Source organism: Aquimixticola soesokkakensis (genome assembly GCF_900172375.1).
Lineage (GTDB): Bacteria > Pseudomonadota > Alphaproteobacteria > Rhodobacterales > Rhodobacteraceae > Aquimixticola > Aquimixticola soesokkakensis.
On the sequence record NZ_FWFS01000002.1, the window covers coordinates 281342 to 300070 of the forward strand.

Consider the following 18729-nt stretch of genomic DNA (forward strand, 5'->3'; position numbering starts at 1 on the left):
CTTTCAAAACCCTTTGAATGCTTGGAGAGGCAGGTCGAGCAGCCCGATAAACAGGCCCCAACAGCCTAGTGAGACGACGAGACCGAGGATCAGCTTGCCGAGGATCGGCAGGGTCGGATCGGGCAGGCTTGCGACCACCGTTGTGGCAAAGACCGCCGGAATGAGGCCAAACCAATCCGCGACGATGGCAAAAGCGGCCAGCGCGGCGCCAATCGCTGCAAAGGACATCCAGTCGGGGCGTTCCGCAGCACTGGTGTCGCGCAGGTCGATGACGATGATTGCGACCGAGAGGGCGGCCAAAGCACAGCCGGTGATCACCGGAAACGCGCCGGTCCCGAGGCGGCGGGGCGCGCCCAGGCCCAAGCCAATGCCCCCCCAGATAAACACGAGGCTCAGGGCCAACAGCCCCACACCCCCAAGGGCGCCCAGCCAAGCGCGCGGGGCGCGCGCCGCCTCCAGGTCACGGGGCGATTGCCGTTGAAGGTTGCTCATGTGTCTGTCCTTTCGCTGTCAAAATCTGGCGCGCGCGCATCCTGCGCCGGCTGCGTCAGACGATCCAAACGTGCGCTCGCGACGGAGACAACTTCGCTTAGGGCGCGGGTGATCTCGCGCGCGCGCGGATTGCGCAATCTGCTCTCGAACTGGGCGATCATCGCCGCGTAATCCGCGCAAGCGTGCAACGCGATAACAAAGGGAAAGCCGAACCGCGCCTGGTAGGCGGCGTTCAGCCTGCGCAACCGATCCGCCTCGCGCGGCTGTGGGCGCGCCAGCCCGAGGCGATGTTGTTCCTGTTGCGAGGCCGCCGTCATCATGTCGGGCGCGGCGGGCGCAAGTTCGGGATGGGCGCGCACCAAAGCCAGTTGTTGCGCGGGGGAAAGCCCCATGATTTCGCGCTGCAGATGCGCCTTGAGCGCGGCAATATCGTAAAAGGGGCGCAGCGCGGCAAGCCGGGCGGCCAACCAGGGCGAGCGCTCCGTCACAAGTTCAAGCAAAGCCACGGCCTCGGGCAGGCTGGCGCGGTTCAGCTTGGGGATCGAAAAAACATGCGGTTCTCTGTTCGGTTCTCGGAGGGTCATGGTCATTTCCCGTTGATTCTTCTGTACGGTAGTCGCGAAATGCGTTGCCAACTATTTCAATATGAGCCACCCTCCATTCTCAAAATGAGAACGCAGTTTTCCACTCGGAGCCTTTCGTGCCGCTTCATATCTACCCGCGCGCCTTGCAGTATCTCGAAGCGGTCGCCCGTCTCGGGTCCATTCAAGCCGCCTCGCGTGCGCTCGGGATTGCGGCCTCTGCCATCGACCGCCAGATCATCGGGCTTGAGGAGGAATGCGAGGTGCCGCTGTTTGACCGCCACCCGCGCGGCATGCGCCTGACGGCGGCGGGTGAGGCGGTGGTGTTGATGGCGCGCCGCTGGCGGGCGGATCAGGACCGGCTTTCGGGTGAGCTGCGCCAAATGCGCGGCATGGAACATGGCACCGTGCGTTTGGCGGCAATGGACAGCCTGTCCAATTCCGTCCTGCCCCGCCTGATGCAGGCCGTCAGTGCCGCCCATCCGGGCATCAACCTGTCGGTTGACATCGTGACACCGCAACAGGCCGCGCGTGAACTGGACCAGGCCACTGTCGATCTTGCGCTGGCCTTCAATCTTGCGGCCGACAAGACGCGCCATGTGCTCTGGTCGACGCCCCTGCCCTTTGGATGTGTGGTCGGGCGCGGGCATGATCTATGGGGCGCGCGCTCCGTGTCGCTCAAGGATGCCGCGCACCATCCCATTGCCGCGCAAAGCGAAATTCTACCGGTGCGTGCGTATCTTGAGCGCCGCTACGGCTGGTTGTTCAATCCGGTAAAGCCTGTGTTGGTCACCAATTCCCAACAGTTGCTCAAACAGGTGCTTGCGCAGGGTGAATTGATGGCGATTACGTCGCAGATGGATGTCGCCGCCGAACTTCTGGCGGGGGAATTGTGCTTTGTTGCTATCCATGACACCGGTCTCAAACCCCAATCGTTGAGCCTTGTTGTCGATGCGCGCCGTCCCCTGTCCCATGCCGCGCGCAAAGTGGGGGAATTACAGAGCAGCCTCTTGGCCGATACGCTTGCCCGATTGCAGGCCATCGCGACGCATCCTGCGCCCTGACGCAGTCCCCACCGCATGCCTTGGCGCGCGCCGTCCCTGTTACAAAAAATTCACTTCTCGCGCGGGTATAAATTCACTATTCCATGAAATATGGAAAAAGAGATTCCCCAGCGCCTGTCGACCCTTGGTCATCCCCACCGCCTGTCGGTGTTTCGTTTGCTGATGCGCCGCTATCCCGACCGTGTTGCGGCGGGTGAACTGGCCATTGCCCTCGGGATCAAACCAAGCACCATGTCCACCTATCTCGCTGCCTTGTCGCAGGCGGGCCTGGTGACGCAGGAGCGCGCGGGAACGTCGCTTTTATACGCGATCCGGATGTCAGCCGTGCAACAGATGTTTGACGTTCTGTTCAACGAGTGCTGTCGCGGTCGCCCCGATGTTTGCATGCCGATTTCATCAGGACCTATTCCCATGACCGATCAGAAATTCAACGTCCTTTTCATTTGTGTGGGCAACTCCGCACGCTCGATTTTCGCGGAATCCATTCTGCGTGACATCGCGCCGGATCGCTTCAACGCCTATTCCGCAGGAACGCGTCCAGGATCGCAGTTGAACCCTTTTGCCGTGCAGGTGCTCAAGGATAAAGGCATCGACACCTCTGCGTTGCGCGCCAAACATGTGTCGGAACTGTCCGGCGCGGGCGCGCCACAGTTCGATTTTGTCTTTACGGTCTGCAACCAGGCCGCAAACGAAGACTGCCCCGCATGGGAAGGCCAGCCGGTCACCGGCCATTGGGGGATGCCCGATCCGGTCGCCGCCAGTGGCACACCGGCGCAAACGGCCCTCGCATTCCAAGAGGCCTACGGCGCGTTGAAGCAGCGCATCGAACTGTTTGCTGCTCTGGACATCAGCGCGCTGAACCGCCTTGCCCTGCAAGAGACCATCGACACCATCGGCCGCCCTGCCCAAGGAGAGAGCGCATGACAACCTACGCCGTGAACGGCCTTGGCCGCATGGGCAAGCTCGCCCTCAAACCCCTGATGGAAAGCGGCGCCGATATCGCTTGGATCAACGATGCGGTGGGCGATCCCGAAATGCACGCGCATCTGCTGGAATTTGACACGGTCCACGGCCGCTGGAACGCCGATTTCGCCCATGACGCCGAGAGCGTGACAATCAACGGCACCCGTCTTCCCTTCGTCGGGGTCAAGGCGATTGCCGATCTGCCGCTGGCGGGGGTTGATGTGGTGATCGACTGTACCGGCGTGTTCAAAACCCAGGAAAAACTTGCCCCCTATTTTGATGCGGGGGTGAAAAAAGTGGTTGTTTCTGCGCCCGTCAAGGATGGCAACGCCGCCAATATCGTCTTCGGGGTCAATTCCCAAAGCTACGACCCGGCGCAGCATCACATTGTCACCGCCGCCTCCTGCACGACCAACTGTCTCGCGCCCGTGGTCAAAGTGGTTCATGAAACCTTTGGCATCAAACACGGATCGATCACCACAATCCACGATGTGACCAATACCCAAACCATCGTCGATCGCCCCGCCAAAGACCTGCGCCGCGCCCGCTCGGCGCTGAATTCGCTGATCCCCACGACGACGGGTTCTGCCACCGCGATCACCCTGATCTACCCCGAACTGAAAGGCCGTTTGAACGGGCATGCGGTGCGCGTGCCGCTGCTCAACGCCTCGCTCACCGATTGCGTGTTCGAGCTGGAGCGCCCGACCAGCGTCCAGGAGGTAAACGCCGCCTTCGAGGCCGCCGCGAAGGGGCCGCTCAAAGGCATCTTGGGCTATGAAACCCGCCCGCTGGTGTCCAGCGATTACACCAATGATCCGCGTTCCTCGATCATCGACGCGCCCTCGACCATGGTCATCAACGGCACGCAATTGAAACTCTACGCGTGGTACGACAATGAATTCGGCTATGCCAACCGGCTGGTGGATGTGGCTCTGATGGTGGGAGCCGCGCTGTGATCCCCCTGTCGCGCCCACGCCCCGAAGGACTTTCGGCCTATATTGCCGTCACCGCCGCCTATTGGGCGTTCATGTTGACGGATGGCGCCTTGCGCATGTTGGTGCTGCTGCATTTTCACACGCTGGGCTTTAGCCCTGTGCAGCTCGCCTATCTGTTCGTCCTCTACGAAATCGCGGGGATGGTGACCAATCTGGCGGCGGGGTGGATCGCGGCGCGCTTTGGCCTGACGGCGACCCTCTACGCAGGCCTCGCCTTGCAAGTTCTTGCGCTGGTCCTGCTGGCGCAGCTTGATCCGCGCTGGAGCATCCCCCTCTCGGTCAGCTTTGTCATGTGCATTCAGGGTCTTAGCGGCGTCGCCAAGGATCTTGCCAAAATGTCGTCCAAATCGGCAGTCAAACTGCTGGCGCCGTCCTCTCAAGGCGGGCTGTTTCGCTGGGTGGCGGTGCTGACCGGCTCTAAGAACGCGGTCAAGGGCCTTGGCTTCCTGCTGGGGGCCGCGCTTTTGGCCGCGGTGGGTTTTGTCGGGGCGGTGATGGCCATGGCCGTGACGCTGGCGGTGATCCTGGGCGGGGTGGTCGCCTTTATGCCGCCCGGCCTGCCCAAAGGGAAAAAATCGGCCAAATTCACGGAAGTCTTTTCCAAGTCGCATAACGTTAACTGGCTTTCGGGCGCGCGGGTGTTCCTGTTTGGCGCGCGCGATGTCTGGTTTGTTGTCGGCATCCCGATCTACTTTTACGCCGTGCTGTCGGATGGCACGCCATCGGGCAATCACGCGGCGTTTTTCATGATCGGCACCTTCATGGCGCTCTGGGTGATCTTATACGGTCTTGTGCAGGCCAGCGCGCCGAAAATCCTGCGCGCTACCCAAAGGACACAAGGCGATCTGATCCGCGCCGCGCGGCATTGGGCGATGGGGCTGTTTTGCGTGCCCGCAGCGCTGACGCTGGCCTTGGTGCTTTCCCCCACGCCCCAACCATGGCTCACGGCCACGCTGGTGGTCGGCTTGCTTGCGTTCGGAGCGGTGTTTGCTGTCAATTCGTCCCTGCATTCCTACCTCATCCTTGCCTTCACCAAATCCGAACGGGTGACGATGGATGTGGGGTTTTATTACATGGCCAATGCCGCGGGGCGCTTGCTTGGGACGGTTCTGTCGGGGCTGACCTATCAAATCGGCGGGCTGGCCTGTGTCATGGGCACGGCCGCCGCCTTGGTGGCGCTCGCGGCGCTGACATCGGGGCGGCTGCATCCGCCCCCGAGCGCGCCCTAATCGCGCGCCCTTGCCTTGCGCACGTAAAGTTCAAACCGGTGATGCACGATTTCATAGCCCAACTCGGCGGCAATTTCCGCCTGAAGCTGTTCAATCCGGTCCGAGCAGAATTCGATGACCTCACTCGTGTCCACATCGATCATGTGATCGTGGTGCCCTGACTCCGTGGACTGCGCGGGTTCGAAGCGCGCGGATGTGCCGTCAAATTGATGCCGCAAGACAACGCCCTGCGCCTCGAGCGTTGCGAGGGTGCGATAGACTGTGGACAGGGATATTCCCGGCACGTCGCCTTCGGCGCGTTTTTGCAATTCGGGCGCATCCGGATGATCGACGGCCTGCGCAAGGACGCGCAACAGCGCCGCGCGTTGCCGCGTCACGCGAATGCCAGCCGCACGCAGGGCGGCGGTAAGCGTTTCCAAAGTATGCGGTTGGTCCGGCGGGTCAATCATGTCCCTATTTTGCGCAGGCTTGCGGATGATTTCAACGGCTTTCTTGCAAATCATTCGCAACTGGCTTGACACTCGCCGCAGCTTCGCCTTTGCATACACTTGAATAAATAGGAGATTCGCATGTCGCTTCGCCATGTCGCGCAACGGGTTGCCATCGGGTGCGTGGCCAGCCTGTGGGCCCTGTCGCCTGCCCTCGCAAACGCCGAAAAGCTGCAAGTGATCACCACCTTTACCGTTATTGCGGATATGGCCCAAAACGTTGCGGGCGATGCGGCGGATGTGGCGTCGATCACCAAACCGGGGGCGGAAATCCACGGCTATCAGCCCACGCCGCGCGATCTGGTGCGCGCGCAGGGGGCCGACCTGATCCTGTGGAACGGGCTCAATCTTGAATTATGGTTTGAACAGTTTCTGGCCAACCTGCGCGATGTCGATTCCGCGGTCGTCTCGCAAGGCATTGATCCGATGCCGATTTTCGGGGGCGACTATGACGCAAAGCCCAACCCGCACGGCTGGATGGCACTGTCTTCGGCCTTGATTTATGTCGATAATATCCGCGCCGCGCTTTCGGCGGCCGATCCCGAAAATGCCGCAACCTACGCCGCCAATGCCCAAAGCTACAAAGCCCAGATCACCGCCGTGATTTCCCCGCTGCGCGAGAAGGTGCGCGCTTTGCCGCCCGCCCGGCGCTGGTTGGTGACCTCCGAAGGGGCTTTTTCCTATCTCGCCCGTGATTTCGATCTGCAAGAAGTCTACCTGTGGCCCATCAACGCCGACGCCCAAGGCACGCCCCAACAGGTGCGCCGTGTCATCGATGCGGTGCGCGACAACGATATTCCGGTGGTCTTTTCGGAATCCACCGTTTCGGACAAGCCCGCCAAACAGGTCGCCCGCGAAACCGGCGCGGCCTATGGCGGGGTGTTGTATGTGGATAGCCTCAGCGAAGAGGGCGGCGCAGTCCCGACCTATCTTGATCTGCTGCGGGTCACCTCGCAAACCATCGTCACGGGGCTGTCGCAATGACACAGCCTGCCACAACAGGCATCCGCGCCACCGGGTTGAGCGTGACCTATCGCAACGGTCACACGGCGCTGCGCGATGCCAGTTTCACCATTCCCACCGGCACGATCACGGCTCTTGTGGGGGTGAACGGCGCAGGGAAATCCACTCTTTTCAAGGCGTTGATGGGGTTTGTGCCCCTTGCCTCAGGCAGGGTTGAAATCCTTGGGCAGCCAGTGCGCGTGGCGATGAAACGCCAGGATCTGGCCTATGTTCCCCAGGCCGAGGAGGTCGACTGGACCTTTCCCGTGCTGGTCGAGGACGTGGTGATGATGGGACGCTACGGACATATGGGGTTTTTGCGCCGCGCGCGGGCGGCAGACCGCGCGGCCGTGACGCAGGCGCTGGCGCGGGTCAATATGGCCGACTTTCGCCACCGCCAGATCGGAGAACTGTCGGGCGGACAGAAAAAACGCGTCTTTCTGGCGCGTGCTCTGGCGCAGGATGCGCGGGTGATCTTGCTTGACGAACCGTTTACCGGCGTTGATGTCAAAACCGAAGAACAGATCATCGCCCTGCTCGGTGACCTGCGCGACGAGGGGCGTGTGATGCTTGTCGCCACGCATAACCTTGGCTCGGTGCCGGAATTTTGCGACCGCGTGGTTCTGGTAAAGGGCACCGTTCTGGCCCATGGACCCACGGCAGAGGTGTTTACCGCCCAGAACCTGCGCGAGGCGTTTGGCGGCGTGTTGCGTCATTTCATGTTGGAGGGCGACGGCCTGCATGACGACGCCGACCCGCGCCGTCTTGAAGTGCTCTCGGACGACGAGCGCCCGCTCGTGATCTACGACCAGCGCACCCACACCAGCGGCGGTTCCAGCACGTGACCAGTTTGCTCGAACCGTTTTCCTATGGCTATATGACCAATGCCATCTGGGTGTCTGCACTTGTGGGCGCGGTTTGCGCCTTTTTGTCTGCTTATTTGATGCTTAAGGGGTGGTCGCTGATTGGCGATGCGTTGAGCCACGCCATCGTTCCCGGCGTTGCGGGGGCCTATATGCTGGGTCTGCCCTTTGCCTTTGGCGCGTTCCTGTCAGGCGGTCTGGCCGCCCTGTCGATGCTGTTTTTGCGCCAGCGCTCGGGCTTGAAAGAAGATGCGGTGATCGGCCTGATCTTTACCTCCTTTTTCGGGCTCGGGTTGTTCATGGTCTCCCTTAACCCGATGGCCGTGTCGATCCAGACCATCACGATGGGCAATATTCTGGCGATCACCCCGGCAGATACCCTGCAACTGGCGTTGATTGGCGGGCTGTCCTTTGTTGTGCTTCTGGCCAAATGGCGTGACCTTCTGGCGGTGTTTTTCGACGAAGCCCATGCGCGCAGCATCGGCCTGAAACCCGAACGCTTGCGGGTGCTGTTTTTTACCTTGCTGGCCGCTTGCACGGTCGCGGCGATGCAAACGGTCGGGGCGTTTCTGGTCATCGCCTTGGTGGTTACCCCCGGCGCAACGGCCTATCTGCTGACAGACCGCTTTCCCCGCCTCATCGCGCTGTCGGTGGCCATTGGCGCGCTCACCAGTGCCTTTGGCGCCTACATCAGCTATTTTCTGGACGGGGCGACGGGGGGTGTCATCGTCTGTCTGCAAACCGGCGTCTTCGCGCTGGCCTTTGTCTTTGCGCCCAAACACGGGACTTTGGCGGCGCGTCGTCGTGCCCGCCGCGCGCTCCAAGAGGCCGCGTGATGGACACCCTGTTGCTGCCCTTCCAGTTTCCCTTCATGCAAAACGCGCTGCTGATCACCCTGTTGATCGCGCCCGCCGCGGCGATGCTGTCGTGTTTTCTGGTGCTCAAGGGCTGGTCTTTGATGGGCGATGCGACCTCTCACGCGGTCCTTCCCGGTGTGGTGCTGGCCTATGTTGCGGGCATTCCGCTGATCATCGGCGCGTTTCTGGCAGGTCTGATCTGCGCCTTGCTGACCGGTTTTATCAATGACCATTCGCGTGTCAAACAGGACACGGTGATGGGCGTGGTGTTTTCGGGCATGTTTGGCTTTGGCGTGGTGTTGTACACGCAAATCGAGAGCGCTGTGCATCTCGATCATATTTTGTTCGGCAATATGCTTGGGGTCGGCGCAGGCGACCTGTGGACGGCCGGGCTGATTGCCGGCACCGTTGCGCTGGTTCTGGCGTTGAAATGGCGCGATCTTCTGGCGCAGGCCTTTGATCCCATCCAGGCGCGCATGAGCGGGCTGAACACGGGTCTGCTGCACTACGGTCTGCTTGCAATCCTGTCGGCCACCATCGTGGCCATGCTCTCCTCGGTCGGAATTATTCTGGCCGTGGCCTTCTTGATCGCTCCGGGGGCCATTGCCTTTTTGCTGACCCGCCGCTTTCCCGTGATGCTTGTCGTTGCCATCGCCTGTGCCTGGGTCGCGGGGGGCGTGGGGATCATCGCCAGTTTCTGGCTTGATAGTGCGCCCGCGCCGACAATCGTGCTGCTGTTGACGGGCATGTTCATCGCCGCCCTTGTGGTGCGCAGCGCACGGATCAAACGATTGACCCGCCGCGCGACAGGGACGGGAACGCGGTAGCGGGGACGGAGACGCGGTAGCGGGGCAAAGCGCCAGCGCAGGCCGCGCCAAGCCGGCCTAGTGGTTCGCGGCCAGCTTGCTTAGATCGCGGGCGAAAACATCTGCGCGGTAGTCGCGCGGGCTGGTCCCGAAGCGTTTGCGAAAACTGCGCGAGAAATGCGAGGCATCGTTAAAGCCCCAACGATAGGCGATCTGGCTGATCCCGTCGGCGCGGTCGCCCTTGGCAATGTCGCGTCGACACCGTTCCAGCCGTTCGGCCAGCACGAATTGCATCAGGGTCGTGTTGTTTTGCAGAAAAATCTTGTGCAGATAGCTGACCGTGATGCCCATCGCCTCCGCCGTCATCACAGGGTTGAGATCGGGGTTGTCGAGATGGGTGTTGATGAAGGATTTGATGCGCTGCAAAATCGCGGCAGACCCGTTGGTGGGCGTTTTCAACACCGCTTCGTCACAATCATAAAGCGTTGCCACCAGCATGTTGAGCACCGCTTCGGACAGCCCGTCTTTCACGGCTTGGCGGGTCTCGCCATTGATCGACAGGACCCCGCGCAACAGGCCCGCAAGCATGGTGGTTTTCAAAGGATCATAGGTGATCGCCTCGTCCAGATGCATCTGGATATTGGCCACACGTTTTTCGAGGTCCGATTTCGCAATCGCAATCACAAGGCTTTCCGAGGCGCCGTCGAAATCCAACTCATAGGCTTCGCAGGCCTCGTACAGAATCAGCGACCCCTGCTGCATCGAGAATTCGCGGTTGCCATTGAACCGCGCGCCCTCATTGCGCACCTGGACGTTTACAAAGCACAAATCCTGGGTCGTGCTTTCACGGATCGCGCGGTGCGGCGTCTGGATCTTGACCCCGTGGACCGAACAGTTGCTCAAGGTGCGGTTGGTCATCACGCCGACAAAATTATTCGTCGCGCATTCGATTTTCAGACCGTTGGCCGAATGCACATGGTTCTTCCAGTAATCGAGGCGATTGGCCTCGGGCACCTGTTGGCTATCGACCATCGACAGCATCCGCTCGGTCAAAAACTGTTGCTGTCCCGCCTGCGTTGCGATTGCATTTTTCTGCATGTTGCGTATCCCCCTCCCAAGGTCGGCACAGATATGACGCTAGCATGACGCGACAAATCAGCGCAACAGATCTGGCGCGACATTGGTCTGAGCGCCAAGTCGTCATCGATTCATGAACAAGACGCAGGCCCGCCCGAAAGCGCAGGTTGAGGTGGAACAATTCCCCTTTTTGCGAGGGGCAGGGAGGACAACGTGGAAACCAAAGAACTAACGCCGCAGGGGAGTCGTTTTGCTCAAAGCGAGGGGTCGCATTCCGTCGAGGCCCTTGTGCGGGGCCTCGCGCGCCGCGTGGCCTCGATCGCGGCGGCCAGCGTGTTGCTGATCGCCTTTGCGAATGTCTTTGACATCATCTTGCGCAACTTTTTCGCAACTTCCCTGTACGGGCTGAACGAAATCAATGCCTTGCTGGTCGCCATCGCGGTGTCGACCTGCCTGCCCTACGGATTGCTGACCGGATCGGCCCTCGTGATCCATGTGCTGGAGAAAAGCGTCTCGACCCGCCTGCGCCACGCCATGCATCTGGCAGCGGCCCTGTTGTCGATGGTGTTTTTCGCCCTTCTGGCGTGGCGGGTCTGGGGGGTTGCGGCCACGATGGAGCGCACGGGCCAGACCACGATCATGACCAATATCGCCAAGGCACCGTTTTTCTACGGCGTGGCCATTGCCATCGGTCTTGCCGCCGTGATCCAGGTTTTTGCCGTCCTGCGCTGCGCGCAGGTATCGCTCAAACGGGGCGGGGCGCGGGGCCTTCTGGCGGGCCTTTTGGTGTTCGCGCTGATCGGCTGGGCGCTTGGCGCCCTGCTTGGGGTTTTTCCAAGCGCAGCTTTTCGCATTTTTGCCCCTGACAACAGCCTTCTGCTGGCGCTCGTTGTCTTTATCGGCATGTGGGTTCTTGTGCTGCTGACGGTTCCGATTGGCGTTGCCATGGGGATTGCGGGCTTGGTGGGCACCGCCACTTTGCTGCGTCCGGGTGTGGCACTGAATGTGCTTGGCTCGGAAACCACCGCTTTCATCACCCAGGACGCGCTCAGTGTGCTGCCGCTGTTTTTGCTGATGGGGGCTTTTGCGACGGTGGCGGGCATCGGCTCTGACCTCTACCGTTTGGCCTATGCGCTTTTGGGCCATATCCGCGGCGGTCTTGCCCATGCCTCGATCCTTGCCTGCGCGGCATTCGGCACGCTGACCGGATCGTCGGTGGCGACCCAAATGTCGATTGGCAAAATTGCCTTGGGCGAAATGCGCGAGCGCAACTATTCGGTCGAACTCTCGGCAGGGTCGATTGCGGCGGGCGGCACGCTGGGCCAGTTGATCCCCCCCTCCTCGGCGCTGATCCTCTATGCGGTGATGACCGAACAGTCGGTCGGGCAACTGTTCATGGGCGCGATCCTGCCGGGCGTGCTGGCAACGCTCATGTACATGAGCGCGGTCGCCGTCTGGTTGTTCTTCTTTCCCAATCACGCACAGCGCGGTCCCAAAGCGCCGCTGACGGAACTTGTCGCGGCTGCCAAAGGCGCGTGGTCGGTGCTGTTGTTGCTGGGCGTTGTGCTGGGCGGGATCTATTTCGGCTTTTTCACCGAACTCGAAGCCGGGTCTGTCGGCGCAGCGGGGGCTTTTGCCATCGCCGTCGCGCGGGGCAAAATCAACGCGACAAGTTTCTGGTCCACCCTGGCCGACACGACCAAAACCCTTGCCATGATGTATTCGCTGATCTTTGGCGTCACCATGCTGTCGTTCTTTTTCGGGGTCTCGAATGTGCCCGGCGCCTTCGTGGATTTCGTCAATAGCCTGGGCCTGAGCCCGCTTGGCGTCGTCATCGCGCTGGTGGTGTGCTACCTCGTGCTGGGCACGGCGATGGATGCTTTTGCGATGATGGTGATCACCATTCCGATCTTTGTGCCGCTGATCGTGTCCTTGGGCTATGACCCGATCTGGTGGGGCCTGATGACGATCATCTGCATGGAAGCGGGGATGATTTCGCCGCCCTTCGGCCTCAACATCTTTGTCATCTCGGCGCTCGATAAATCGATCCCGATTTCCAAAGTCTACAAAGGGTGCTGGCCGTTCTTCACCTCTTCCGTGGTGAAAATCATCATCCTGATCGCCTTTCCCGCCATTGTCACATGGCTGCCCTCAACCATGTAACGCAAAAGCGCGCAGAATCGAAAACGGCCCGGGATCACTCTCGGGCCGTTTTGCATTTGAGGGAGATCTCTTAGAAGCCGCGCGTGGCGCTATCCCATTCCAGATGCAGCGCATCCAGACGCGGGCCGACCTCGCGGTAGCTCGCATCGTGGTACAAAAGCGGCTTGCCCTGCGCAAAACGCACCGCCTCGATCAGCCCGACGAACACGTAATGCGTGCCATGTTCGGCCTGCGACACCAGCCGACAGTCGAAATTCACCAAGGCACCGTCAAGCAGCGGCTGGCCCAAACTGTCAGAGCGCGTCCAGGTCCCCTGCTCGAACCGCTGTTCGGGTGTCAAAGCGGGCAGCGCGCATTGGTTGGCCACGGCCATCTGCGCGCTGCTCACAAGGTTGACAGCAAAGGCCCCCGCATCGCGGATCACCGCCGCGGGGCGCGCCATTTTATGCACACAGATCAAAAGCTGCGCCGGCTCGGCGGAGAGCGAGGTCACGGCCGTGGCCGTCATTGCGATGCGCAGATCGCCCGCTTGGGCAGAAATCACCGCGACCTGCGCGGGCAAGGCGCGCATCGCGGCTTTGAAATCGGCAATGCCGATACCCTGTGTCGCAGGAACCGTCATGGCGTGCCCTCCAAGCCGATGCAGGCGTATTTGAGTTCCAGAAAATCCTCGATCCCGTGCCGTGAGCCTTCGCGCCCCAGACCGCTTTCCTTCACGCCGCCAAAGGGGGCGACCTCGGTGGAAATGATCCCCTCGTTCAACCCGACGATGCCGTATTCCAGAGCCTCGATCACACGGTAGGCGCGCGACAGATCGCGGGTGTAGGCATAGGCGGCAAGGCCGAATTCGGAGTCATTTGCCATGGCAATCGCCTCGGCTTCGGTGTCGAAGCGAAACAGCGGGGCAACGGGGCCAAAGGTTTCCTCGCGCGCGACATCCGCCGTCACCGGCACGTCGCGCAGCACCGTCGGGGCATAGAAATATCCCGCGCGTTCAAGCGGGGTGCCCCCCAGCATCGCGCGCGCGCCTTTGGCAAGCGCATCCCTGACGTGGGCGTCGGATTTATCCACCCCGCCCTGCCCGATCAGCGGACCGATCTGCGTTCGCGCATCGGCCCCGTCGCCCACCGGCAAGGCGGCAACCGCGGCGCAGAATTTCTCGGCAAAGGCTTCGTACACGCCCGTTTGCACCAGAATGCGGTTGGCACAGACGCAGGTCTGCCCGGCATTGCGAAACTTCGCCGCAATCGCCCCCGCCACCGCGCGGTCCAGATCCGCATCGTCAAACACGATGAAAGGGGCGTTGCCACCAAGTTCCAGAGACAGCTTTTTCATCGTCCCCGCACTTGCCGCCATCAGGGTTTTGCCAACGGCCGTCGACCCGGTGAAGGTCAGCTTGCGCACGATCGGACTATCGGTCATCACCTGACCGATGGCGCGCGAATTGGCGGCGGTCACCACCGCAAAACAGTCCCGCGGCACCCCCGCCTGATAGGCAAGCTCCGCCAGCTTCAGCGCCGTAAGCGGCGTTTCCTTGGCGGGTTTGAGCACAATCGTGCATCCTGCGGCCAGAGCGGGCGCGACCTTGCGCGTGATCATCGCCAGCGGAAAATTCCACGGGGTGATCGCGGCCACCACGCCGATGGGCTCGCGCAGCACCATCAGCCGCTGACCGGGTTTTGTCGCGGGGATCGTCTCGCCGTAGATGCGCTTGGCCTCCTCGGCGAACCATTCGATAAAGGCCGCGCCATAGGCGACTTCGCCCGCGGCCTCGGCCAGCGGCTTGCCACTTTCGGCGGTGATGATCGCGGCCAGCTCGTCTGTGGCGGACGTGACCAGATCAAACCAGCGGCGCAAAACCTGGGCACGCTCCTTGCCGGTGCGCGCTTTCCACGCTTTCAGCGCGCTTTGCGCCGCTGCGATCGCCGCCTGCGCGGCGCTGGCGCCCATGTCGGGCACGCGTGCGATTTCTGTCCCCGTTGCGGGGTTGATGACTGCAAAATCGCCCATTACGCGGTTCCCGTTTGCGGGGCTTTGTCGCGCCCCAGATTGGCCATTGCTTCCAGCGTCAGCGTATAGCCCAAATGCTCCTGCACCTTGCGCCGCAGTTCGAGCGTCAGGATCTGACGGGTGTTGCGCAGATGCATGTCGTTGTGCTTGGCCAGCTTGCGCGCCCAGAACCACGCGCGCGCCATCAGATCGTCTTGGGGCAGCACCTCGTTGACCAGCCCCAGATCAAGGGCGTCCTGGGCGGTGAGCCGCTGGGAGGTGAACAGGAAATAGCGCGCGCGGTTCATGCCCATCAGCAGCGGATAGATCAGGTTCACCCCGTCGCCGGGCACCAGACCGCTGTCGAAATGCCCCGCGTCCTCGATGTCGGCTGTCTCGCTGGCCAGAACGATATCCGAGAGCAGCGGGATTTCCGAATGCCGGATCGCCGGGCCGTTGATCGCGGCAATGATCGGCGCCTGGATTTCCAGCAGGTTCGCCAGCAGATGCCGCCCGTCGAACACGATGCGATCCATATCCGCCACGGGGCGGGCATAGCGCGTGGCCGCGGGCGGGCGCGGGCCGGAAAATTCATCCCCCGTGCCGGTCAGGATGATCACACGGTTTTCGCGGTCCATGGCGATGTCGTGAAAGGCTTCGGGCCATTCCTCATGCGGCAAGGCGCCCCAGCGCAGCGGGCCGCCATCGGTGTGGCAGGTGAGCAGCAAAATGCCCTCCGCGTCGCGTTCCATTTTGAGGGTTTGATAGCGGTCTTTATACGCGTCGAACTTACGCATCCTGCGCACCTCCTTCTTGGGTTCCGGGCGCTTTGCCCGCGTAGTCATCCATGCCGATCCACAACCGTGCAAATCGCCACAGCCCATCGGCCTCACGGATCAAATCCGCCGTGTAGGCACAGCTCACCACAAGGTTCAGCGTCTCGCCGTTCGCCGCAGACACCAGCCCATAGGCGCGCGATGTGGCCTGTGCCGGCCCCGCCATCGTCACCTCGACATTGCTGATCGCGTGGCGGCGCTGGTCCGATTGCGTGGCGGTGACGCGGGCGAAGTTGTTGACGATCGCCGCGCGCCCTGTGTGGCGTTCGAAAACCGGCCCGCCGATAGACACCTCAAGCACGCCGCCTTCGGTGAACACATCGCCCATCGCCGCAAGGTCGATTTCGTCATGGGCGATGCCGTAGCGCGCATAGAGCTCGCCAATCGCGGCGCGCGCTGCCAGATCGTCAGGCGTCACGGCTTGGCGAGGCGGCAAGGCCAGCAAATCGGCCGCACTCGCCCAGCGTTGTTTTGCCGGATAGCGCATCACACGATCCCACGCCCGCCGCCGACCACAAGGTTCTGCGCGGTGATGAATGTCGCATCTTTCGAGGCCAGGAACAGGATCGCCGCGGCCACATCTTCGGGTTCGCCGTAGCGGCCCATGGGGATGGTCGACAGCACCCGTGCGGTGGTCTCGGGCGGGTGTTTCGCAGTGGCCGGGGTGCGGATCGGCCCCGGCGACACGGTGTTGACGGTCACGCCATGCTTGGCCACTTCGATCGCCAGCACGCGGGTAAACCCCACAACCCCCGCTTTGGCCGCCGCATAGTCGCAAAAACTGGGCGTGGGCATCAAAAACGCAACCGATCCCAAATTCACCACACGACCAAAGCCGCGGGTCTTCATGCCCGGGACGATCTGGCGGCAGGTGAGCATGGCCGAGATCAGCGAAATATCGATCACCTCGCGCCAGTTGGCCGGATCGCTGTCGCAAAAATCCCCGCCCCCCTTGACCGCAGAGGAACGGCCCACGCCGTTCACCAGAATATCGGTGGGACCGTTTTCGGCCTCGATCTGGGCCATGACGCGCGCCACAGCGGCCTCGTCGCTGACATCCAGCACAACTGCCGTCGCCTGACCGCCAGCAGCGATGATCGCATCGGCCGTCTCCTGGACGGCGGGCGAGACATCGACACAGGCAACGCGCGCGCCCTCGGCACCAAGGCGCAAGGCAGCCGCGCGACAGATGCCGGACGCGGCGGCTGTGACGATGGCGGTTTGATCGGAAAATCGCATGGGAATCCTCTTGATTTTGTTGGGGGTTGCATCCAGTTCACGCCCGCGCGCCGCGCCTGTCCAGTGTGCCGGGCACCCTGTCGCGTGGCGACCAAGAGAAAGGCGACAAGGGGTCAACCGCGGCGACAGACCCGCCCCGACACATCAAAAAACCGCGCACCCCAAGGGATGCGCGGATGTGCAAAACGGACCACAATGAGGATCGCAGGCAGCGGCTACAGCCCCGCCCTGGCCAGTTCCTCTTCCAGAATCGGCAAAGCAAGCATGTGGGTCTGAACGCCCATCAGGGCAATCATTTGCAGCACGGAATTGATCTGCGCATCGCTCGCTCCCAGCGCCCGCGCCTTTTTCATGTGGACCTTGGTGCCTTCCATATGCGTGTGCTGGGGCATCAGGTCGATGGCCACGTAAATCAGTTCCTTGAACTGCGCGCTCAGGTGGTCGCTTGCCCATGGCACGCCGGAAAATCCTGCGTAGGCTTCGACCAGATCGGGCAGGTGATAGGTGCAAGACACCCAAGCGGGCGTCATCGGCCCGCGCTTGGCCTCGAAGTTGGCCTGCGCGAGCTCGGCGCGCGCGCGCCGCTCGGGCGCGGCGCTTGTTTGCATCGCCTCCAGGCCACCCTCTGCCTCGGTCAGGATCAGCGTGCCCGGCAAGGTGCCGTGAATCCCGAGCACCGAGGTCAGTTGCAACACCTCGCGGATTTCTCCCGCGCTGGCCCCCTGCGCCAGAGCGGCCTGGATATAGGCGCGCACCATGTCGCCGTTCAAATGCACCACCGCCGCATTGATCGCGAGCATGATCAGCGCCTGTTCTTTCAGGCTCAGAACATTGGCATCGCGCACCGCGCGCGCCATGGCGGCAAATTCACCCGCCAGCGCCGGATCCATCCGCGCGATCGTGGCGAGGCTCGGGTGGCTGATCCCCAAAGCCTCGGACAGGGCCGCGCCCTGATCTGGCGCCGCGCTGGCGTGCGTTTGGGTCGACAGGTCAAGGGTGCTCATGCTGTGGTCCTTTTTCAGACGTTCGTTTCGAGGTCGCGCCAGACTAGACTGCTGGGCCATCAAACCAGTAGCCTCAAAGTGGACAAATCTTGGCGGGGGCTCACAAAACTGTCCTGTCAGCGACAAGACCGCGCCCGCCTGCGCGTGCAAGCTGCACGGAAGTGACCCCGAGAAAGGACAACTAATGCGCATTTTCGCCCCGACCCTTCCCGTCATCGCCGCTGTGATGCTGACCGTTTTTTTGGGCGCGCCCGCTGCCGCAGAGGCCGAAGTCACCCTGCGCATCGCCTCGGGCACCGCGTCGAACGGCAATATCTGCAACGGCCATCTCGATCTGTGGGGCGAAACGATCAAGGCGGCGTCAAACGGGCGCATCGACTACGAACTTTACTGCGATGGCACGCTGGCCAAAATGGGCGATGCGGTGAACCGCGTCGAGCAGGGCGTCGCCGATGTGGCCTGGGATGTGCCCGGGTTTTACGGCGCGCGGTTTGCGGGGCTGAATGTTATCGGCCTGCCGGGACTGTATCTTGACCCTGAACCTGCGTCGGGTGCTGTGTGGCAGGCCTATCAATCCGGCGCGCTTGGCGACTATCCGCAGGTTAAAATCCTCTGGATGCAGGTGGCCAGCAACTATTCGTTTTTCATGCGGGACCCCGTTGCCGACTACACAGCACTTGCGGGTGCAAAAATCGGCATGGGCAGTCAAATCCGCGCGGCGCAAATCGACAGGCTGGGCGGCGTGCCCATCGCGTTGAAGGTGCCCGAGTTCTACCAAAGCCTGTCCAAAGGCGCGGTGGACGGGCTGATGACCACCCCCGGTGCGGTGTTTGATTTCGGCATCGAAAGCCTGGTCCGCGAAATCTACAACGCGCCCTTTGGCGGTGGCTTGACCTTTGTGGTGATGAACACCGACAGTTACGCCGCCCTGCCCGACGACCTCAAAGCGGTGATCGACGCGCACAGCGGGTTTGAGGCCTCAAAGGCCGCCGCGGCCTATCTGCGCGACGAAGAGGCCCGCGCCGTGGCGCGCCTTGAGGGTGTCACGATCCGCGACGCAACGCCCGAAGATCTTGTCGCC

At 62.0% G+C, this 18729-nt stretch carries 20 protein-coding genes; 10 read left to right on the forward strand and 10 right to left on the reverse strand.

Translation table 11 applies throughout. The features are described 5' to 3' along the window. Positions 1-3 precede the first annotated feature (3 nt). Together AQS8620_RS04280 and uraD are read right to left on the reverse strand one after the other, a co-directional pair. Positions 4-492, reverse strand: a complete 489-nt coding sequence (locus AQS8620_RS04280) for a tripartite tricarboxylate transporter TctB family protein (RefSeq protein ID WP_085835603.1) — start codon at positions 490-492, stop codon at positions 4-6. Continuing rightward, entirely contained in the window at positions 489-1076 is a 588-nt protein-coding gene (gene uraD / locus AQS8620_RS04285) for a 2-oxo-4-hydroxy-4-carboxy-5-ureidoimidazoline decarboxylase (protein ID WP_159453196.1), read from the reverse strand. Before uraD ends, AQS8620_RS04280 begins: the two co-directional genes overlap by 4 nt. A 116-nt stretch (positions 1077-1192) precedes the next feature. Here uraD and AQS8620_RS04290 point away from each other — a divergent pair, with 116 nt between their 5' ends. The 4 genes from AQS8620_RS04290 (at position 1193) to arsJ (ending at position 5324) form a co-directional block, all read left to right on the forward strand. Beyond that, positions 1193-2137: a LysR family transcriptional regulator gene (locus AQS8620_RS04290; protein ID WP_085835605.1), complete on the forward strand. Its 945-nt coding sequence runs from the start codon at positions 1193-1195 to the stop codon at positions 2135-2137. Between the two features lie 90 nt (positions 2138-2227). After that, positions 2228-3061, forward strand: a complete 834-nt coding sequence (locus tag AQS8620_RS04295; protein ID WP_085835606.1) for an arsenate reductase/protein-tyrosine-phosphatase family protein — start codon at positions 2228-2230, stop codon at positions 3059-3061. Beyond that, positions 3058-4056 (forward strand): ArsJ-associated glyceraldehyde-3-phosphate dehydrogenase, encoded by a 999-nt coding sequence (locus AQS8620_RS04300; protein WP_085835607.1) that lies wholly within the window; start codon positions 3058-3060, stop codon positions 4054-4056. The genes AQS8620_RS04295 and AQS8620_RS04300 overlap by 4 nt, the downstream gene beginning before the upstream one ends. Further along, on the forward strand, positions 4056-5324 hold the full coding sequence (arsJ, locus tag AQS8620_RS04305) for an organoarsenical effux MFS transporter ArsJ (RefSeq protein ID WP_268805295.1): 1269 nt from the start codon (positions 4056-4058) through the stop codon (positions 5322-5324). The genes AQS8620_RS04300 and arsJ overlap by 1 nt, the downstream gene beginning before the upstream one ends. On the opposite strand, the gene AQS8620_RS04310 is transcribed toward arsJ, so the two are convergent. Then, on the reverse strand, positions 5321-5773 hold the full coding sequence (locus AQS8620_RS04310) for a Fur family transcriptional regulator (protein WP_085835648.1): 453 nt from the start codon (positions 5771-5773) through the stop codon (positions 5321-5323). The two genes, arsJ and AQS8620_RS04310, sit on opposite strands and share 4 nt — an antisense overlap. A 120-nt stretch (positions 5774-5893) precedes the next feature. Here AQS8620_RS04310 and AQS8620_RS04315 point away from each other — a divergent pair, with 120 nt between their 5' ends. From AQS8620_RS04315 to AQS8620_RS04330, 4 genes are read left to right on the forward strand one after another with little or no spacing between them, the layout of a single operon-like run. Further along, complete coding sequence (locus tag AQS8620_RS04315; protein WP_085835608.1) at positions 5894-6796, forward strand: metal ABC transporter substrate-binding protein; 903 nt, start codon at positions 5894-5896, stop codon at positions 6794-6796. Further along, on the forward strand, positions 6793-7659 hold the full coding sequence (locus AQS8620_RS04320) for a manganese/iron ABC transporter ATP-binding protein (RefSeq protein ID WP_085835609.1): 867 nt from the start codon (positions 6793-6795) through the stop codon (positions 7657-7659). Before AQS8620_RS04315 ends, AQS8620_RS04320 begins: the two co-directional genes overlap by 4 nt. Continuing rightward, positions 7656-8513, forward strand: a complete 858-nt coding sequence (locus tag AQS8620_RS04325; protein ID WP_085835610.1) for a metal ABC transporter permease — start codon at positions 7656-7658, stop codon at positions 8511-8513. The genes AQS8620_RS04320 and AQS8620_RS04325 overlap by 4 nt, the downstream gene beginning before the upstream one ends. Further along, positions 8513-9361: a metal ABC transporter permease gene (locus AQS8620_RS04330; RefSeq protein WP_143267412.1), complete on the forward strand. Its 849-nt coding sequence runs from the start codon at positions 8513-8515 to the stop codon at positions 9359-9361. The genes AQS8620_RS04325 and AQS8620_RS04330 overlap by 1 nt, the downstream gene beginning before the upstream one ends. A gap of 57 nt (positions 9362-9418) precedes the next feature. On the opposite strand, the gene AQS8620_RS04335 is transcribed toward AQS8620_RS04330, so the two are convergent. Further along, on the reverse strand, positions 9419-10438 hold the full coding sequence (locus tag AQS8620_RS04335) for a helix-turn-helix domain-containing protein (RefSeq protein WP_085835612.1): 1020 nt from the start codon (positions 10436-10438) through the stop codon (positions 9419-9421). A gap of 192 nt (positions 10439-10630) precedes the next feature. Here AQS8620_RS04335 and AQS8620_RS04340 point away from each other — a divergent pair, with 192 nt between their 5' ends. After that, on the forward strand, positions 10631-12580 hold the full coding sequence (locus tag AQS8620_RS04340) for a TRAP transporter large permease (RefSeq protein WP_085835613.1): 1950 nt from the start codon (positions 10631-10633) through the stop codon (positions 12578-12580). Positions 12581-12650: 70 nt separating this feature from the next. On the opposite strand, the gene AQS8620_RS04345 is transcribed toward AQS8620_RS04340, so the two are convergent. From AQS8620_RS04345 to AQS8620_RS04370, 6 genes are all read right to left on the reverse strand, one after another. Beyond that, the gene (locus AQS8620_RS04345) at positions 12651-13202 is read right to left on the reverse strand and encodes a flavin reductase family protein (protein WP_085835614.1); all 552 of its coding nucleotides are present in this window, start codon (positions 13200-13202) and stop codon (positions 12651-12653) included. After that, on the reverse strand, positions 13199-14590 hold the full coding sequence (locus AQS8620_RS04350) for an NAD-dependent succinate-semialdehyde dehydrogenase (protein ID WP_085835615.1): 1392 nt from the start codon (positions 14588-14590) through the stop codon (positions 13199-13201). The genes AQS8620_RS04345 and AQS8620_RS04350 overlap by 4 nt, the downstream gene beginning before the upstream one ends. Then, positions 14590-15366, reverse strand: a complete 777-nt coding sequence (locus tag AQS8620_RS04355; RefSeq protein ID WP_085835616.1) for an enoyl-CoA hydratase/isomerase family protein — start codon at positions 15364-15366, stop codon at positions 14590-14592. Before AQS8620_RS04355 ends, AQS8620_RS04350 begins: the two co-directional genes overlap by 1 nt. Continuing rightward, positions 15359-15892 carry a nuclear transport factor 2 family protein gene (locus AQS8620_RS04360; RefSeq protein WP_085835617.1) on the reverse strand — a complete coding sequence of 178 codons (534 nt, stop codon included), beginning with the start codon at positions 15890-15892 and terminating at the stop codon, positions 15359-15361. Before AQS8620_RS04360 ends, AQS8620_RS04355 begins: the two co-directional genes overlap by 8 nt. After that, the gene (locus tag AQS8620_RS04365) at positions 15892-16644 is read right to left on the reverse strand and encodes an SDR family NAD(P)-dependent oxidoreductase (protein ID WP_085835618.1); all 753 of its coding nucleotides are present in this window, start codon (positions 16642-16644) and stop codon (positions 15892-15894) included. The genes AQS8620_RS04360 and AQS8620_RS04365 overlap by 1 nt, the downstream gene beginning before the upstream one ends. Before the next feature lie 215 nt (positions 16645-16859). Further along, a complete protein-coding gene (locus AQS8620_RS04370) occupies positions 16860-17648 on the reverse strand; it encodes a carboxymuconolactone decarboxylase family protein (protein WP_159453197.1) in 789 nt (262 codons plus the stop codon). Positions 17649-17832: 184 nt separating this feature from the next. On the opposite strand from AQS8620_RS04370, the gene dctP reads away from it, so the two are divergent. Further along, a partial coding sequence (gene dctP / locus AQS8620_RS16820) for a TRAP transporter substrate-binding protein DctP (RefSeq protein WP_159453198.1) occupies positions 17833-18729 on the forward strand: 897 nt, incomplete at its 3' end.

Bases quoted from the DNA above. Each gene is read 5' to 3' on its own strand.
- AQS8620_RS04280 (WP_085835603.1), bottom strand. From the start codon at position 492: ATGAGCAACCTTCAACGGCAATCGCCCCGTGACCTGGAGGCGGCGCGC.
- uraD (WP_159453196.1), bottom strand. From the start codon at position 1,076: ATGACCCTCCGAGAACCGAACAGAGAACCGCATGTTTTTTCGATCCCC.
- AQS8620_RS04295 (WP_085835606.1), top strand. From the start codon at position 2,228: ATGGAAAAAGAGATTCCCCAGCGCCTGTCGACCCTTGGTCATCCCCAC.
- AQS8620_RS04300 (WP_085835607.1), top strand. From the start codon at position 3,058: ATGACAACCTACGCCGTGAACGGCCTTGGCCGCATGGGCAAGCTCGCC.
- AQS8620_RS04310 (WP_085835648.1), bottom strand. From the start codon at position 5,773: ATGATTGACCCGCCGGACCAACCGCATACTTTGGAAACGCTTACCGCC.
- AQS8620_RS04315 (WP_085835608.1), top strand. From the start codon at position 5,894: ATGTCGCTTCGCCATGTCGCGCAACGGGTTGCCATCGGGTGCGTGGCC.
- AQS8620_RS04320 (WP_085835609.1), top strand. From the start codon at position 6,793: ATGACACAGCCTGCCACAACAGGCATCCGCGCCACCGGGTTGAGCGTG.
- AQS8620_RS04330 (WP_143267412.1), top strand. From the start codon at position 8,513: ATGGACACCCTGTTGCTGCCCTTCCAGTTTCCCTTCATGCAAAACGCG.
- AQS8620_RS04335 (WP_085835612.1), bottom strand. From the start codon at position 10,438: ATGCAGAAAAATGCAATCGCAACGCAGGCGGGACAGCAACAGTTTTTG.
- AQS8620_RS04345 (WP_085835614.1), bottom strand. From the start codon at position 13,202: ATGACGGTTCCTGCGACACAGGGTATCGGCATTGCCGATTTCAAAGCC.
- AQS8620_RS04350 (WP_085835615.1), bottom strand. From the start codon at position 14,590: ATGGGCGATTTTGCAGTCATCAACCCCGCAACGGGGACAGAAATCGCA.
- AQS8620_RS04355 (WP_085835616.1), bottom strand. From the start codon at position 15,366: ATGCGTAAGTTCGACGCGTATAAAGACCGCTATCAAACCCTCAAAATG.
- AQS8620_RS04360 (WP_085835617.1), bottom strand. From the start codon at position 15,892: ATGCGCTATCCGGCAAAACAACGCTGGGCGAGTGCGGCCGATTTGCTG.
- AQS8620_RS04365 (WP_085835618.1), bottom strand. From the start codon at position 16,644: ATGCGATTTTCCGATCAAACCGCCATCGTCACAGCCGCCGCGTCCGGC.
- AQS8620_RS04370 (WP_159453197.1), bottom strand. From the start codon at position 17,648: ATGAGCACCCTTGACCTGTCGACCCAAACGCACGCCAGCGCGGCGCCA.